The sequence below is a fragment of the Streptomyces sp. NPDC059695 genome (assembly GCF_042733785.1).
Classification (GTDB): Bacteria; Actinomycetota; Actinomycetes; order Streptomycetales; family Streptomycetaceae; genus Streptomyces.
This window is the reverse complement of sequence record NZ_JBHWFF010000004.1, coordinates 267,415-282,993: the sequence shown is the minus strand read 5'-3', so window position 1 is coordinate 282,993 and position 15,579 is coordinate 267,415. Positions and strand designations below refer to the sequence as shown.

Genomic DNA, 15,579 nt, shown 5'->3' with positions numbered 1-15,579 from the left:
CCGCTGGTCAGGCGACCTTCGCGAGGAGGTCGCCCCAGGCGTTGCCGAAGTAGTTCAGATCGAACCGGGCCAGGGCCTCGTACGCGGCCTTGGCCTCGGTCTGGCGTGCCGTCGCGCGTTCCCGGACCTCCGCTGGCAGGCGGCCGAGGTCCGGGGTCGGCTGGCCGGTCAGCGCGGCGAGGTCGCCCAGGCCGGCCACCGGGCGGATGAGGCAGGGCAGGCCTAGCAGTAGGGCCTCGGCCGCGCAGCGGCTCCAGCCCTCCCGCATCCGGGGGATGAAGACACCGACGTCACAGGCGCACAGCAGGCGCAGGTACTGCTCACGCTCCACGTCGTAGTGCGCGCCGTCGAAGCCGATGGTGTTGCTGCCGCTGGTGATCACCCGCACTCCCGGAGCGTCAGCCAGGGCTGCCGAGACCTTCTCGATGCCCTTCCAGTGCACGGCCTTGCCTGCGTAGACGCCGATCACGTCCGAGGGCAGTCCGAACTCCGCACGGCACTCGGCTCGGTCGAAGCCACGTGCTCGCTCGACCTCTGTCATGTCGAAGGCGTTGTAGATCACCCGTACGTCGCGGACGCCTCGGGCCCGGAGGAAGTCGGCCCAGTACGGGGCGACGCACACTACGGCGGCGCACTGCGGCAGCACCTGGAACAGCCGTTCCCAGAGCATGGCCTCGACGGGGGCCGAGTCGTGCTGCAACGGCTCGTAGTGCTGCAGGAGGAAGACTGTGCGTGCCCGCATCTCGGGCGTGAAGAGCAGCAGGCTCAGGTCGTCCCACACGAAGGTTCCGCTGGCGTCGTCCAGCGCCCGGACCGTCGGGGCCAGGCGGGCGAGGTGGCGGAGCTTGCGCCAGCGGCGGACGCGATAGGTGCGCTTGTGGTCCGGGACCGTGCGCCACTCCACGTCGTCGGCCGTCGCCTCGTGGAGCATCCGCAGGTAGACCCGGCCGCCGGTCCGGCCGACCGGCTCCATCGAGTAGACGACCCGCTTCACGGACGTACCTCCTGTTGTTGTTGGACGTACTCGGCGTGGAGCAGCGCGTGCATGGCCTCCAGCTGAGGGCTGAGGCCACGGGCTGCTTCGGCGAGCGGCAGGTAGAAGTCCTGCAGACTCTGGAGGAACCGCCGGCGCCGGTCGAGGTTGGGCGAGGCGGCGAGATCGCGCAGGTTGTGGAGGCGGTCGGCGAGCCGGACGAGGAGGTCCTCGGGTGGGAGCGCGGCCTGCTTGAAGCGCCAGCTGGACTCGTCGCCAGCGGCCTTAGGGCGCTGTTCGAGGCGGTGGTCGGCTGTCATCGCCCGCAGGCGGCAGGCGAACGGTGCGCCGAGGTGCTGGACGAGCAGCGCCTCCGATTCGGGGGCCACCTCCAGGGCGTCGTGGAGGAGGGCGAGGAGAAGGGTCTGGACCTGGCTGACCCTAATCTCCGTGGCGAGCAGCGTGATGATGGCGAGCGGGTGTCCCAGGTAGGGCGTGCCCTGGTCGCGGGTGTGGCCGTCGTAGACGGTGAGGGCGAGGGCACCGGCCACGCGGGCACGGGACTGCTCGTCCGTGCCCCACGCGGCGGCGCCGAGCACGGTCAAGACGTGGTCCAGGTCGATGGGGTTCATCCGCCTCACCTCGTACGGAGGGCCGTGGCACGGGGGTCGGGCACATGGTCGGCGAGGAGCAGGGTGTCGCCGACCGCTAGGGCATCGAGGCTCAGGTCCGCCGCCGCTGCCACAGCCTGCTCGGCGGTCCGCAGGATCGGGGTGCCCTTGCGGTTGAAGGAGGTGTTCAGCAGCAGCGGCAGTCCGGTGCGCTCGTGGAACTGCTCCAGGAGTCCGTGCAGACCCTGGTGGTCGGCGGTGACGGACTGCACGCGGGCGGTGCCGTCGTGGTGGGTGACCGCGGCGATGCGGTCCGCTCGGCATCGGCGGACGCGGGCGACGCGGTTCATGAAGGGGTCGCCCGCCGACATGAACCACTCCGTGGCGTGCTCGGCGAGGACGGCCGGGGCGAAGGGGCGGTATGTGGCTCGCTTCTTGATCGTGTTGAGCCGGTCGCGCGTGGTGTCGTAGCCGGGGTGGGCGAGGATCGAGCGATGGCCGAGGGCCCGCGGCCCGAACTCCAGCTGCCCCTGCACCCAGCCGACGATGTGGTTCTCCGCGAGCAGCGCGGCCACCGTGGGCGCCAGCCCCGGGCCGAGGCCGGTCAGCGCGCGATACCCGGTCGGCATTGCCGTCGCCGGCAGGGCGCCCGGGTGTGGACCCCAGGCCGCGTCGGTGGGCACCGGAAGGCGCTCCTGGCCGAGCTGGTAGTGCCAGCCGTAGAGCGCGGCGCCCACGGCAGTGCCCGCGTCGTGCGGGGCCGGTGCCACGAAGAGGGTGTCGAAGCCGCTGTCGGCTGCCAGCTGGCCGTTGAGGTGGGAGTTCAGGGCGCACCCGCCGGAGAACACCAACGTGGAGGCTCTGGTGATCCGTTGCAGGTGGCGGGCGATGTGGACGACGGATTCGGCAAAGACCTCCTGGACGGCGGCGGCCAGGTCGGCCCGCTCATGGTCCGGCTGCTCGGCGACGTTGTCGGCGGTCCAGGCCCGGCCCCCGAGCAGCAGCGGTGTGCTGCTGTCCGCCGAGCCCCAGGGGTGGTCGATGCGGACCTCGCCGTCGTCGCCGAGCCGGACCAGCTCGCGGATCTGCGCTCCAAAGCGCTGGGGATCGCCGAAGGCCGCGAGCGCCATCATGCTGCCCTCGGGTTCGTCGCCGGGTGGGATCACCCGCCGCGCGAGGTTCCGATAGAGGTGTCCGAGGGAGGAGTGGACACGCCGGGGCCCGGCCGGGCTGGGGGCGACGGTCGGCATGCCCTGGTGGAGGCGGTCGATGCGATCGGGCCGCAGGTCGTACCCCGTGATGCGCTCCCGGCCCGGCCCGAAGTCGGATCCGAGGGAGGAGCCGCCGGCGTCGATGACGAGGCCCGCCGCGTGGTCGTGGCCGGAGAGCAGGTAGCCGGAGAGCACGTGGGCCGTGTGGTGGGAGAGGAGGCGGAGGTGTTCGCCGAGCGGGGTGGGCAGGAGGGCGGCGAGTTCGTCACGCTCCTCGGCCAGCCACCAGCCGGCGGCGGGGTTGGGGCGCATGGAGGCGGCCCAGACGGCGTCGATGTCCTGCGGTTCGAGGCCGGCGGCCTCCAAGCACCACTGGAGCGCGCGGGTCGGGGCGGTGAGCGTGCCCTTGCGGGTGGGGTGGTTGTGCTTGACGCCGCTCCAGCGTTCCTCCTCGGCCGCGTAGAGGCGGCCGTCGACGACTAAGGCGGCGCTGGTGTCGTGGTGGAAGTTCAGTCCGAGGACTGCGGGCATGGTGGTGTACCTCCGCTATGGGGTCAGACGGTGAGGGCCGGGACGGGGAGGAGGGCGGTGCCGGAGTCGGCGTACTCGTGGCAGCGCAGGCAGAACCGGAAGTGGTGGCCGCGGGGCGCGAACACCTTGGCCGCGAAGTCCTCGTCCCAGATGCTGAATTCGCTGTCGTCCTTCGCCATGGCGTTGAAGCAGCGGTAGCAGGATCCGTCCATCTCGATCATCAGGTGCTGGTCGAGGTAGCGGTCGCAGATGCCGCGCAGCTCGTTCGCCGGCTGGCCGACGTCGACGTGGTGCACGTGGTTGGTGACGTGGATGGCTCCGTACCTGTCGCACAGCCTCGCGAGCTGCGTGAGGCGGGAGGAACTGATGCCTTCCAGGACGCTGTTGATGACCACGGTCTTGCCGGCCTCGCGAAGGCGGGGCACGACGGCGTGGACCTCGTCGTAGTTCTCGTGCTCGTCATCGCAGCCGATGAGGACCTGGTCGTACGAGCGGAGGGTGGCCTCCATGATCCGCTTGTTGCGGGCCAAGGTGATGGCGTTCGTGCCCAGGACCATGACCTTGTCGGGCAGGCGGGTACGGGCCGCGTCGCTGAGGGCGGGGAAGTCCCGGTGCACGGTGGGCTCGCCGCCGTTGATGTGCAGCTGCTGAAAGGGGATGGTCTCCAGCAGGGCCAGGATGGTGGAGAACAGCTCCATGGACATGTTCTCGCCCTGGGCGCCGTCGGCGAAGATGCAGAAGTCGCAGGAGCGGTTGCACTTCGTCGTGATCTTGATCTTCGCCGTCTTCAGGGCGCGGGGCAGGGGCGCACGCGCGTGCATGGCTGGACTCCTTGTGTCAGGGATGGACGTCAGCGGGGGTGAGGCTGAGGAAGTCCTGCACGGTGGACTTCTGCCGGTGCCAGAGCGCGAGGGTCGCGCGCAGGGTGCCGGCGGTGGTCGGTCCGGTGGGGATCAGCGTCGCCATCCGGGCGGCCAGCTGCTGGGCGGAAGCGGCCCCGCCCGCCGCGAGCACGTTCAGGGCCTGCGCGGCGGCTCGGAGTTCCTTCGCCTCGCGCCGGATCAGGTAGTCGGTTGCCACGCCGGGCGGTGGGTCGAGGTAGTACAGCCAGCGGGCGACGCGTACGCGAAGCATTCCGGCGGCCATCACCCAGTCGGTACGGGCGTGCTCCTCGCCCTGGCCCGCGGGGCGGTTCGCGTCGGGCACGCGCCGCATGGCCGCCTCCAAAGCGACATGGGCCGTGCGGAGCAGGTGACGCGGGCTGCGGGGAGGGGCGTCGGGTCGGTCTTCGGCGTGCCCGAGGAACAGCTCGGCGTATCCGTCCAGCCCGTCCGGACGCCACTGCGTGAGGGCGGCCGTCTTGCCTGGGCATCGGGTCCGTGTCGCGAGTGCGGCTGCGGCGAACCAGCACGGGGCGAGGTAGTGCCAGGCCACGCAGTGGCGCCGGTAGGCGGCGATGTCCGCAACCACGTTGTCGGTGCTGTCCGCAGCCAGCTGGTACCGGCCGCCCAGCCGGGCCTGGAGGATTCCCCGGTAGAACCGTTCGTCGACCTCGCACCACGGAGCCATCTGGGCTCGGGACTTCCAGCGCTGGAAGTCCCGGGCGCTCCCGCTGATCAGCGACCAGGTTGCGAGCTCGGGCGCGGAGACGAGCCGTTCGTCCGCCTCGGCCACAGTGAAGGCGAAGCCGGGCGGGTGCTCCAGGAGACGCCGATGGGAGACCTCCCGGCCGACCGCGGAGGTGTGCGCGGCAGCCAGGCGGTGGTTCCACTCCTCCCAGTCGGCCGGGGCCTGGGGGAGGAGGACCCGTACGTCGATGTCGGAGTGGGGAGCCAGCAGGTCGGCCGGCTGCCACTTGTGGGTGAGCATCACCGCGCCGACGCCGTGGGCGTCCAGCTCGCGTTCGTACAGCGCTCCGAGCCCCGGGTACAGGGGCGGTGCCTCGACCATGACCATCACCGCTCTCCAGTGGAGGCGCGGGAGCAAGCGGGCTGGGCCGCGTTCGTGGTGAGGAGGGGGAGCAGGGGCAGGACCGGGCTGCCTTCGGGGCGCTCCATCCGGTCCCAGCGCAGGTCGTAGTCGACGTAGTGGAAGCCCTGCCACGCGTCGTTGGTATTGCGGTCGAGCATTGCCTGGAAGAGGTGCGCGAAGGCATCGCCGAGGGTGCCGTCAACGAGGTGGGGCTTCAGGGGGATGTCGCGGTTGTGGAGGATGCAGGGGCGGGCCACGCCCGTGGGCGTGATCTTGATGCGGTTGGCGTCGGAGCAGGTGGCACAGCTGGAGTTCGAGATGAAGCCGATCGAGCCCGCCCAACCGTCCGGGCGGAGGTACTGCCCGGGGCTGCGCACCCCGAGCTCGTCCCTGCCGACCTCGCCGGCGTTCGCGAACCACTCGTGGAGGCGGTCGCGGACCTCCGCCTCGCTGATGAACTCGGCCTCGAACAGCGCCTGCGCGGGGCCGATGTTCTGGAGCTCGATCAGGCGGACGGCGATGGGCAGGTCGCGGGCTAGCTCGGCCACGGCGAAGGCATCGTCCAGGTAGGTGCGCTGGAGAACACAGTTGATCTTCACACGCAGGCCGAGGGCGAGGGCGGTGTCGAGGGTGCGCCGGGTGATGCGCGGGTCGCCGCCGCCCATGATCTCGGCGGATCGGTCGGGGTCGAGGCTGTGGAGGCTGAGGTTGAGGTACGTCAGGCCGGCGTGGTGGAGCTTCTCGACGCTCAGGCCGCGGCGCAGGTTGCCGTGGCTGGTCATGCCGATCGCGGCGTCGGGCCCGAGGCCGTCGGCGAGGCCCGCGATCACGTCGAGGATGTCCGCCCGGAGGGTCGGCTCGCCGCCGGAGCAGTGCGCCTTCCTGATCTTCCAGGCGCCGGCCTCGGCGGCGATGGCCGCATAGTCGGAGGCGGTCAGGGGACGGTCCTTGTGCCCGTAGTCCGGCATGCAGCGTGGCTTGCAGAACACGCAGTCCAGGTTGCAGAGCGAGTTCAGAGTGAAAGCCAGGTAGGGGTGGTTGCGGCCGGTCGTGGCGAAGGCGGTGGCGAGGTCGTGGTGGCGCGTGGTGGGCATCAGTCAGCCTCCTACGAAGGGAGAGCGGGCAACGGGTACCTCGGCCAGGCCGTTAAGCGGCTGGTCGGTGAGGTAGCGGCGCAGGTTGTCGGCGAAGAACGCGACCGCCTCGTTTATGTACGTGCGGCTGAGCGTGGAGCTCTTCGGCGTGAGGACGACCCGGGGGTGGAGCCGCAGCGGATGGCGGGCAGGCAGCGGTTTCGGGTCGAAGACATCCAGGGCGGCGCCGCGAAGGCGGCCGGCGTTGAGGGCGGCCAGGAGGGCCGCCTGGTCGACGGTCGCCGCGCGGCCGAGGTTGAGGAAGACGGACTTCGGCTTGAAGGCCGTGAAGAGGTCGTGTTCGAAGAAGCGGTCGGTGGCCCGGGTGGCGGGCAGCAGATCGACCACCACGTCGGCGACGGCGACCGCCTGGTGCACCGCCGACGTGTGCATCCACGTGATCCCACCTTCGGCGGTCACCGGCGGCGTCCGCCGTACGCCGATGACGTCCATGCCGAAGGAGTGGGCCGCACGAGCGAGGTGTCCGCCGATGCTGCCGCAGCCGACGATGGTCATCGTCGCCCCCGCCAGGTCGAAGAACTCCTCGGCCAGGTCGTCCTTCCACCAGGTCCGGTTCCGCTGGGCGAGCTGGCTCATGAACAACCCGCGTGAGAAACCCAGGACCAGGCCCATGGCGTGCTCGGCCATGGGCCTGCCGTGGAACCCGTACGAGCGGGTCAGAGCCACCCCGACGGAGTGGGCCTCGGCGACGGGCAGATGGTCGGTGCCGGCGGCCGGGGACGCGATCCACCTCAGATGAGGCGCGCCGAACAGCCACGACGGCTTGAACGTCCAGCCGAAGTAGACGTGTGCCTCGGCGAGCTGGTGCGGCACGGCCTCCTCGGTCGCCGTACGGAACTCGACACCGGGGAAGGCGGCGGACAGCGCCCGCTCGTGCTCGGCGGACAGCCGCCAGAAGGAGTGCGGGGACTCCAGACTGATCAACACCACCGGCCGGTTCATCGCGCTCGGCCCTCCGCGCTGGACGCCGGCGCGAGAGCCCAAGGAGCGATGCGTTCGACGACGGAACCGATGCTCGCCTCGTAGTCGTGGCGCGAGCGCACCAGGGCCGCCCCGGCGCTCCGGAGCCGGTCGCGCTCTCGGGGCAGGACGGTCAGGGCACGGTGCAGTGCGGAGGCCAGAGACCTGGCGTCCCGCGGTGCGGCGGTGAAGCCGGTCTCACCCTCGACGACGGTCTGGGCCAGCCCGCCGGCCGTGGTAGCCACCACCGGGCCAGCACCGGCCGCGAACGCCTCCAGGGGGATGCGACCGAAGGGTTCCTCTCGGGAAGGAACGATGACCGCGCGCAGGGCCGGGTTGTGCAGCCAGGCGCGGATCGCGGGGGTGAAGCGCGTGATCAGGGTCGCGTCCAGGCCGTAGGCACGGATGCGCGCTGCCAGGTCCTCCTGATACGAGGTGGGGCGCTCGTGCTCCTCCGAAGTCACGGCCGCCAGGACCAGGTGCGGAGCTCGGACCCCGCGCTCCTTGAGGAGGTGCAACGCCTCCAGGAGGTCGTCGAAGCCCTTCGTCGACACCGCACGGCCCATGGCGAGCAGGAATCCGGCGCGTGCCTTGAAAGGCAGGGGCGGCGCGCTCGTCGGCCGGGCCATCTCCTCCTGGATCAGCCCGTTCGGGACGCTCACGATGCTTCCCCGGGGGACGGCGTAGCTGACGATGAGGTGGCCGCGCATATGGGAGGAGATGGCGCCGATCCGCCCGCCTCGGACGGTCGCCGCCCGCAGAGCGTCGCGCTCCCAGCGGACTCGGGACATGTCCTTGGGTCGCGTCAGCGCGGTCGTGGAGCGGGGCACGAGAAGCAGGTCCATGGCTGGCGACGTGTAGGGGGCCAGCCCGAGGAACGGGATGTCGAGGCCGATGAGAAGGCACCGGCACGCTCGATCAGCGATGCGTACGGCTGCCTCGCCTGCCAGGTCGCACAGCTGCACGGAGCCGTGGACCGAGTCCGGCGCCGCAGGGACCTCCGGGATCGTGATCACGTCGGCCTTGGCCTGTCGCAGCATCTGCTGGACCTCGCTGGCCCACCGTCGGTCGTGCGCTCCCGCTGTCTCCGACACATGCGGGGTGATGACGGAGAGGTGGCCCGGCGGCAGCAGGCGGGTGAGGGCCGTGAGGAAGGCGCGGTTGCTGAAGCCGGTACCCGACGCCGCGCCATAGAAGCCCTCGTGAAGGGCGACGACGACACGGGGCTGGCGCACCGCCTCCGGTACGGCGGCCGTCGGCGGGGGAGGTGGAGTGGCATGGTCGATGCGCACCGTGTGGTGCCTCCTTCGAAGAAGGGGTGTCGTGGGCGTGGACATCAATGGGTGCCGTCGGGCGAGTGGTGGGACCCGCGCCTGAGTCGGCACCAGGCACGGGTGCCGTGGGTACCGGTCGTCAGCGACCAGGCATCGGCCAAGGCCTCGACGATGACCAGCCCTCGTCCCGACTCGGCCTCCTCCTCAGCAGCCGGAGGAGAGGAGGGCGCGGGGTCAGAACAGCCGCCGTCGGTGATCGTGATCTCGACCTCCAGGCCACCGGCGGTCTGACTCCAGCGGTCGACGCACAGGACCAGAGGCGGCCTGCCCGAGGCGAACGCGTTCGTCGCGAGCTCCGACGTGATCAGGCGGGCGTCATCAAGCAAGTCAGCCTCGGCGCCGTGGAGTGCGACCGTCACAGCCTCCCGGGCGACTTCGGCCGCCTTTGGCCCGTACGGCAGATCCGTGATCAACGTGATCGCGGCGGCGCCGTCGGTGTGCCCGAACGCCGGGACGCGGGCCGGACGCTCGGTGTCGTGGTCCAGCACACTGCCGAGACGGCTTCGGGAGGTGCTCGTGCGGTGTCTCAAGGCCCACCTCTTTCTCCGTCGGCACCGAGGGCGGCGCCTTCCGCCGGGATCCAAGAACACCGGAGGAGGGGGGTGGCGCAGGACCCGATCAACGGGTCAACTCGGTCAACTTCCTTGAGAAGGAGGTGAATCAGCCGTCCGAGGGCGTCACCATGAGGGAGCGCGAGAAGTGATGGATGAACCACTGGGGCAAGAGGTGGTCGCACGTGGCACCGCAGGCAGGGCAACCCAACGACGTACTGGCGGGGTGCCTGGATGAACTCGGATGGAGCCCCAAGGCGCTTGCTCGCAAGCTGAACAGGGTGTTCGGAGCGGGGACGGTGGCCGAGTCGGCGCCGTACCACTGGCGGGACGCCGGCTCGTTGCCGCGTTCGCCGTTACCGATGATGGCCGCCTACGTGCTCTCCCAGGAACTGGGTAGACCTGTCTCGGTGGCCGAACTCTGGCAGGGCCGCGTGGGCGACTCCTCGGCGCTCGTCCCTGCGGACACGGATCTCGCACGGCCCTGGACCGTGCAGGGTATGGAGGCGATCGTGGAGGACTGGGTGATGGGAGGGCTCGTCGACCGACGCCGGTTCCTCGCGATCTCGGGCGCGGGGCTTCTCGCGATCGTCGCCCAGTATCTCGACGGCACTGCGGGGCGCGGTCAGTACGCGCCCCGGATCACGCCGTCCGTGGGCGCCGATCCGCTTGTGGACCAGGTCGAGCAGCACCTGCCCATGCTCTCCGCGCTCGACGACGAGCACGGAGGGGCGCGTCACCTCCCTTATGTGGGTGCCCAGTTCCGTGCGGTCGGGCTGCTGATCCGAGAAGGCGGTCACGCTCCCGCCGCTGCGAGCCGTCTCATCCGCGCCCTCGCGGAGATCGGCCAGCTGGCTGGCTGGATGGCCTTCGACGCCGCCGACCACGGCCTGGCGCAGCGTTACTTCGCCACCGCGCTGCGGGCAGCGCACCAGGTCAACGACCTGCCTCTGTGCGCCCACATCCTTGGCGACCTCTCTTTCCAGGCGGCGAGCCGGGGCCACCCCGCAGACGCCATCGCCCTCGGCGAGGCCGCCCGCCGGGCCAGCGACGCTGCCCCGCCGGTCGTCCGGGCATCCGTCCTGTCGCGGCTCGCGTACGCGTACGCAGCCGCCGGCCGTGACAACGACTTCGGCCACACCCGCGGGGCCGCTCGTGAACTGATCGCCAGCCGGGACGGTAGCCAAGAGGAGCCTCGCTGGATGTACTTCCTCACCGACAATCACTTGGACTGCCAGGCCGGTTACGGCCTCATTCAGATGGGCCGCGTGCAGCTGAAGGCAGACGGTGGAACGAGGGGACGACGGTTCCTCGCCCAGGGTTCGGAGATGCTCCGCTCTGGAGCGTACGACGTCCCGCGCGGCGACCCCAGTCAGCGCAGGGCCTTGTTCGAGGGGGCTTGGCTGGCCCTGGGACACAGTGCTCACGGTGACCTGGAGGCGGCCTGCGAGATCGGCCAGATCGCTGCCGACCGACTCGACGTGGTGCGGTCGCCCCGCAGTGCGGCCTTGCTCCACCAGCTCGCCGCAGACCTGCGGCGCCGACAGCGCAACTTCCACGTGCGCAGCTTCCTGCCGGTCCTGGAGCACGCCCTCGCCGAGCACGCCCCGTCGACGCCACCTGGCCGCTAGGGTCAGGATCATGACCGCAGGGGAGCGCGTTGTAGTTGTAGGAGCTGGGGTGGCAGGGCTCACCACCGCCGTCGTTCTCGCCGAGGGCGGAACCTCAGTACATGTGATCGCTGAGCAGGTGCCCGGCGTCACGTCGCTGGCGGCCGGGGCGATGTGGGGGCCGTACCTGGTCGAACCGAAGGACAAGGTCGACCAGTGGGGGCAGCGGTCCCTGAAGATCTTCCGCGAGCTGGCCGAGGACCCGTCGACGGGCGTCCGGCTCACCAGCGGCATTGAGGCGTCCCGCACTGCCGAGGCACCGCCGGACTGGGCCACCACCCTGCCTGGTTTCCGACCGTGCGAGTCGGCCGAACTGCCGACTGGCTTCACTGCGGGCTACCGGTTCACCGTTCCGCTCATCGACATGCCCGCTTACCTCGACTACCTCCTGCGTCGGCTCGACGCTGCTGGAGGCACGGTCGAGCGCCGACGCCTGGCCTCGCTCGCGGACGCCGGTCCGGCCCCTGTGATCGTCAATTGCGCGGGATTGGGTGCGAAGGACCTGGTTCCGGACCCCGACCTTCGGCCCATCCGTGGCCAGCATGTCGTCGTCACCAACCCGGGGCTGACCGAGTTCTTCTCCGAGGACACCGGCCTCTCACCAGACCTGCTGTGCTTCTATCCCCACGGCGACACCGTCGTCCTGGGTGGCACTGCCATCGATGGCGAGGGTGACCTCGCTCCCGACGACAAAGCGGCGGCCGACATCCTGGCCCGCTGCGCGGAGGTCGAGCCCCGCCTTGCCGGGGCCCGAGTCCTGGAGCACCGGATCGGTGCCCGGCCGACCCGCGCCGCAGTCCGTGTCGAGTCGGAGCGGCAGGATGGCGGCAACCTGATCGTGCACAACTATGGGCATGGAGGCACTGGCGTCACGCTCTCGTGGGGCTGTGCCGAAGAAGCAGGAAACCTCCTGGCCGCCGACGGGGGAAGCAGGCGGTGAACGATCAGCCGACGAAGCCCTTCCTGTACATCGTCGTCTGCGCCGCTGGCATAGCGGGCGACGCCCACCAGCTGATCACCGCCGCGCAAGCCCAGGGTTGGGACGTGGGTGCCGTCGCGACACCTCAAGGGCTCGGCTTCCTCGATGCCGAGGCGATCACCCAACAGACCGGCTACCCGATCCGGTCCGCATGGCGCAGTCCCGGTGACCCGCGGCCGCTGCCACCCGCGGACGCCATCGCCGTCGCGCCGGCCACGTTCAACACGATCAACAAGTGGGCTGCCGGCATCGCCGACACTCTTGCCCTGGGCATCCTGTGCGAGGCATACGGGTTGGGCATCCCGACCGTTGCCCTGCCGTACGTGAACGCCGCCATGGCCGCCCACCCCGCGTACAGCCGGAGCCTGGACCGGTTGCGGGAGATGGGTGTGATGGTCGGGTCGTACGAGCCTCACCAGCCGAAGGCGGGTGGTGGAGCGGATCGTTTCCGGTGGGAGGAGGCCCTTTCGTTGCTGCCTCAGGATGTCCGCCGCTGACAAGCGAGGCCGTGGGGATGGCCGATTGCCCTGGGGGGCGCCTCTGACACGAACGGCAGCCGGGGATGGCCCCAGCCGCCGTTATGTTGAGCGACGTTCCGAGGCGAGCCCACCGTGCGGTCGATCGGTGCTGTGGGGTCAGGTGCCTGGGGCTGGTGTTACTGCTTGTCGGGGACGAAGCCGTTCATCACGTAGGCGAGGCGCTCGATGTCGGAGGGGCCATCCTGGGGCCGGTGGGTGATCACGTCTCCGAGCGTGAAGTCCTCGTCGGGCCGCTCGTCGTACGAGGCCAGGACGATGCTTAGTCCGGCGATTCCCACCTTCTTCTGGACCTCGGTGTCGATGAGGAGACGGACCTCGAGGGTTGCTTCGAGCTCGTCCCGGTTGGCCAGGAGGACGGTGGCCTGCTCCTCGTCGGTGAAGGGGCGGCCGTCGAAGTGGGAGAAGGTGCCGGTGTCGGGATGGAGTCGGAAGTCTGTGTCGATGAGCAGGGTGAAGACGTCGGCGCGGAGGTAGGAATCGGTTTCGGGCATGGGTGTTCTCCTCACATGGTGGGGTGGGTGCTGATAGGTCCATGGTGCGGAGAATCCCCGGTTAGGCTAACCGGGGATTCTCGGCTATGTTGCGCCGCTCGACCTGCGGCTTAGCGTCGTCGGAGGGGCCCGTTCGCAGTGCTGATTCCCAGCGCCTCGGCTGTCCGTGGCGCAGCAGAATCACGCTTGGCGCCGGGACCGGCCACGTACCCGGGATACGGGTCGGCAGGCAGATTGGCCATCCGTCGTACGCGCCACACCAGCACGTCGCTGACTGACTCTGCGGTGCTCAGCTCGCGGCGTCCTGCCACGTCGGCAAGAAGGTCGGCAGAGGTGTGACCGGCGGCCTCGGCGTCAGCGAGTGTGGCGGCGAGAGACGGCCAGCCGGGCTCAGCTAGTACCTGTTCAGCCAGCTCGGGCATTGCCGCCCGCACGGCGGCGGCGTGTCTCTCCAACAGCGAGCGGGCGAGGTTTCGGCCGCGCTGGTGCAGGACGGCGAGCGGCTGGCCGGCGGTGACTTGGTAGGCGACGCGCAGGTGCTCGGCGGCCCGGTGGGCTGCTTCGGCCTGTTGGGCGTGGCCCTTCCTGGCGTGCCAGTGCGCGGCGGCGGTGATCAGGAAGAACAGCATGTCGATCGCCATGGCCGTGGTGGCGCCGTCCTCGCCGCGGCCGAGGGCGGCCCCGCCGTTGACGAGCTCGCGAGCGGCCTGCCGCAATGCCTGGTCGTGTCCGCGTGCAGCGCGGATGTGGGAGCGGGTAGCGCGCTCGAATGCCCAGGCGGCTTCTCGTAGTTGGTGGCGGGTGTGGGCGGCGGACGTCTTGGCGAGCGCGTCGAGGATCTCGCCGGCGGCGGTGATGTGCGCGGCCGCGACGGCGTCCTCGCCGTGGTGGACGACGAGGACCGCATCTGAGAGCGCAGCTGCCGCACGCCGTCGTGCGGCAGCCGGTGCCATCGGCCTGGCAGGCGGCGGCTCGGGCTGGTCCATGGACCAGCGTTCGCGTATGCGGGGTAGGGAGAGGTCGGGGGCGAGGCGGGCGCCGGGGTAGTAGACCGGCTCGCCGTCCTTGTTGCGGTCGTCGGGAAGCGCGACCTTGTACCCGAGCAGATCACCGGAGGGAGCGACGCGCTTCTTCACCAGGAGGCCGGCGGCGGCCAAGCGGTCGAAGAATTCATCGTCGTCGGTCGCGCCGGCCACGGCGCGTCGTACGGTCTCGCGGAGTTCTTCGCGGGCGGTGCGCTCGCGGCCCTGGCGGTCCGCCTTGTGCCGTTCGGCGCTGGTGGGGCGCTGGGCGGCGGTGCCGTCGCCGGGTGCGACCTGGTGCAGGCCGAGCTCCTTCTCGATGAGTCGGGCCTCGGCCTGGGCGCGTTTGCCGGAGCGGAAGTCGTCGGGCCGGGTGCCGTCCTCGCACACGAGGGTGGCGACGATGTGGATGTGGTCGTCCGCGTGCCGTACGGCGGCCCAGCGGCAGCCGGGCTGCCCTTCGCCGGGGTCGATGCCGGTGGCGGCGACGATCCGGCGGGCAACCTCGGCCCACTCCTCGTCGGACAGCGTCCGGTCGCCGGGCGCGGTGCGGACGGAGGTGTGCCAGACGTGCTTGGCGGGGCGGGCGTGCTCCGGCAGCGCCTGGACGGGCTGGTCCAGGAGCTGCTGGAGGGCCTTCAGCGTGGAGTTCGGGTCGCGGCCGGGGTCGGGGGCCATGCCGTCGAACGAGTCGACGAGGTGCGGGTCGACGTGCTCCTCGCGCTTGCCGGGGCCGTAGAGGTAGGCGAGCAGGCCGATGGTCCGGTCGCCGGGCGGGTTGATGCTGGGGATCACGCAGCCTGCTGTCGTTCGAGGATGCTGGTCGCGGCGGCGTGCACGGCGTTGGCGGCCCGGCGGACCGCCGTGGCGGTGGCCTCCAGCTGAGGTGCGTCCGTGCCGGAGTTGAGGGCCTTCACGGCCTGGTTGAGGTTGCTGCCGGCCCAGCCGAGCTTGCGCCGGCTGTCGAACAGAGCGGTGAGCATGTCGCGCTCGGTGGCGATCTCGGCGCTGGTGCGGTCGAGGTCGCGGGCTGCGGCGAGGGCGGCACGGGCGAGGAAGCCGGCGACGGTCAGGTTGCACTGGGCGGCGGCGGTGGCGACGAGCGCGTACTCGTCGTCGTTGAAGCGCGTCGAGTGCTGGTGACGGCGCTTCTTCGCAGGCGGCTGACGCGGGCGCTGGCGGACACCGCGCTCGCGACGGCGGGGCTTCGGCTTCTGCTCTTCCCCCGGCTTCGATCCGCCCTCGGTCGAAGCCTCCAGGACCTGCGCCTCCCGGTCCAGGTCCTCTCCCGCCCCTTCATGGGCGGGTACGGCGGAAGCACTGCTTCCGCCCCAACTTGCTCCGCCTCGGGCAGGACTGGCGGGCATCTGCGGCGGTGCGGGCTGGTTGATCGGCTGGGACGGGATTGTCGTGGCAGGGGTGGGGGGCTGCGGGGCGGGTGTCATGTGGGGATCCTTCGATGGGGTGGCGGGAGGGGGCGCTCGGCGGTTTGTGGACGTCTCGACGGAGCTGGAGGCTGTCCGGAAATGTGGAGGGGGCGGGCCGGTCGGTCCGGGACCTTTCTCTTATAAACAACACCCAG

Annotated in this window: 15 protein-coding genes; 3 read left to right on the top strand and 12 right to left on the bottom strand. The window is 70.6% G+C overall.

The window, feature by feature from the left end:
• Positions 1–7 precede the first annotated feature (7 nt).
• From ACFV2S_RS07845 to ACFV2S_RS07805, 9 genes are read right to left on the bottom strand one after another with little or no spacing between them, the layout of a single operon-like run.
• Complete coding sequence (locus ACFV2S_RS07845; protein ID WP_385555250.1) at positions 8–994, bottom strand: glycosyltransferase; 987 nt, start codon at positions 992–994, stop codon at positions 8–10.
• Entirely contained in the window at positions 991–1,605 is a 615-nt protein-coding gene (locus ACFV2S_RS07840; RefSeq protein ID WP_385555248.1) for an HD domain-containing protein, read from the bottom strand. The genes ACFV2S_RS07845 and ACFV2S_RS07840 overlap by 4 nt, the downstream gene beginning before the upstream one ends.
• Before the next feature lie 5 nt (positions 1,606–1,610).
• On the bottom strand, positions 1,611–3,326 hold the full coding sequence (locus tag ACFV2S_RS07835; RefSeq protein WP_385555246.1) for a carbamoyltransferase C-terminal domain-containing protein: 1,716 nt from the start codon (positions 3,324–3,326) through the stop codon (positions 1,611–1,613).
• Between the two features lie 23 nt (positions 3,327–3,349).
• A complete protein-coding gene (locus ACFV2S_RS07830; protein WP_385555244.1) occupies positions 3,350–4,147 on the bottom strand; it encodes a radical SAM protein in 798 nt (265 codons plus the stop codon).
• Positions 4,148–4,163: 16 nt separating this feature from the next.
• Positions 4,164–5,282 (bottom strand): hypothetical protein, encoded by a 1,119-nt coding sequence (locus tag ACFV2S_RS07825; protein ID WP_385555242.1) that lies wholly within the window; start codon positions 5,280–5,282, stop codon positions 4,164–4,166.
• Positions 5,282–6,391, bottom strand: a complete 1,110-nt coding sequence (locus ACFV2S_RS07820; protein WP_385555240.1) for a radical SAM protein — start codon at positions 6,389–6,391, stop codon at positions 5,282–5,284. The genes ACFV2S_RS07825 and ACFV2S_RS07820 overlap by 1 nt, the downstream gene beginning before the upstream one ends.
• A 3-nt stretch (positions 6,392–6,394) precedes the next feature.
• Entirely contained in the window at positions 6,395–7,393 is a 999-nt protein-coding gene (locus ACFV2S_RS07815; protein ID WP_385555238.1) for a D-2-hydroxyacid dehydrogenase, read from the bottom strand.
• Positions 7,390–8,703 (bottom strand): glycosyltransferase family 4 protein, encoded by a 1,314-nt coding sequence (locus ACFV2S_RS07810; protein ID WP_385555237.1) that lies wholly within the window; start codon positions 8,701–8,703, stop codon positions 7,390–7,392. The genes ACFV2S_RS07815 and ACFV2S_RS07810 overlap by 4 nt, the downstream gene beginning before the upstream one ends.
• Before the next feature lie 44 nt (positions 8,704–8,747).
• Positions 8,748–9,233 carry an ATP-binding protein gene (locus ACFV2S_RS07805; protein ID WP_385555235.1) on the bottom strand — a complete coding sequence of 162 codons (486 nt, stop codon included), beginning with the start codon at positions 9,231–9,233 and terminating at the stop codon, positions 8,748–8,750.
• A 248-nt stretch (positions 9,234–9,481) separates the two neighbouring features.
• Between ACFV2S_RS07805 and ACFV2S_RS07800 the strand changes: the two genes are divergently transcribed.
• The 3 genes from ACFV2S_RS07800 to ACFV2S_RS07790 are packed head-to-tail and all read left to right on the top strand — an operon-like array spanning position 9,482 to position 12,442.
• Complete coding sequence (locus tag ACFV2S_RS07800; RefSeq protein ID WP_385555233.1) at positions 9,482–10,927, top strand: carph-isopro domain-containing protein; 1,446 nt, start codon at positions 9,482–9,484, stop codon at positions 10,925–10,927.
• 10 nt (positions 10,928–10,937) lie between these two features.
• A complete protein-coding gene (locus ACFV2S_RS07795) occupies positions 10,938–11,906 on the top strand; it encodes an FAD-dependent oxidoreductase (protein WP_385555231.1) in 969 nt (322 codons plus the stop codon).
• Positions 11,903–12,442, top strand: a complete 540-nt coding sequence (locus ACFV2S_RS07790; protein WP_381715423.1) for a flavoprotein — start codon at positions 11,903–11,905, stop codon at positions 12,440–12,442. The genes ACFV2S_RS07795 and ACFV2S_RS07790 overlap by 4 nt, the downstream gene beginning before the upstream one ends.
• Positions 12,443–12,600: 158 nt before the next feature.
• On the opposite strand, the gene ACFV2S_RS07785 is transcribed toward ACFV2S_RS07790, so the two are convergent.
• The 3 genes from ACFV2S_RS07785 to ACFV2S_RS07775 form a co-directional block, all read right to left on the bottom strand.
• Positions 12,601–12,975, bottom strand: a complete 375-nt coding sequence (locus ACFV2S_RS07785; RefSeq protein ID WP_385555228.1) for a hypothetical protein — start codon at positions 12,973–12,975, stop codon at positions 12,601–12,603.
• 110 nt (positions 12,976–13,085) lie between these two features.
• A complete protein-coding gene (locus tag ACFV2S_RS07780) occupies positions 13,086–14,792 on the bottom strand; it encodes a mobilization protein (RefSeq protein ID WP_385555226.1) in 1,707 nt (568 codons plus the stop codon).
• Complete coding sequence (locus tag ACFV2S_RS07775) at positions 14,789–15,442, bottom strand: plasmid mobilization protein (RefSeq protein ID WP_385555224.1); 654 nt, start codon at positions 15,440–15,442, stop codon at positions 14,789–14,791. Before ACFV2S_RS07775 ends, ACFV2S_RS07780 begins: the two co-directional genes overlap by 4 nt.
• Between the last annotated feature and the right edge of the window lie 137 nt (positions 15,443–15,579).

Excerpts from the sequence above, each read along its gene's own strand:
- ACFV2S_RS07840 (WP_385555248.1), bottom strand. The coding sequence starts at position 1,605 with ATGAACCCCATCGACCTGGACCACGTCTTGACCGTGCTCGGCGCCGCC.
- ACFV2S_RS07835 (WP_385555246.1), bottom strand. The coding sequence starts at position 3,326 with ATGCCCGCAGTCCTCGGACTGAACTTCCACCACGACACCAGCGCCGCC.
- ACFV2S_RS07830 (WP_385555244.1), bottom strand. The coding sequence starts at position 4,147 with ATGCACGCGCGTGCGCCCCTGCCCCGCGCCCTGAAGACGGCGAAGATC.
- ACFV2S_RS07825 (WP_385555242.1), bottom strand. The coding sequence starts at position 5,282 with ATGGTCATGGTCGAGGCACCGCCCCTGTACCCGGGGCTCGGAGCGCTG.
- ACFV2S_RS07820 (WP_385555240.1), bottom strand. The coding sequence starts at position 6,391 with ATGCCCACCACGCGCCACCACGACCTCGCCACCGCCTTCGCCACGACC.
- ACFV2S_RS07815 (WP_385555238.1), bottom strand. The coding sequence starts at position 7,393 with ATGAACCGGCCGGTGGTGTTGATCAGTCTGGAGTCCCCGCACTCCTTC.
- ACFV2S_RS07795 (WP_385555231.1), top strand. The coding sequence starts at position 10,938 with ATGACCGCAGGGGAGCGCGTTGTAGTTGTAGGAGCTGGGGTGGCAGGG.
- ACFV2S_RS07785 (WP_385555228.1), bottom strand. The coding sequence starts at position 12,975 with ATGCCCGAAACCGATTCCTACCTCCGCGCCGACGTCTTCACCCTGCTC.
- ACFV2S_RS07775 (WP_385555224.1), bottom strand. The coding sequence starts at position 15,442 with ATGACACCCGCCCCGCAGCCCCCCACCCCTGCCACGACAATCCCGTCC.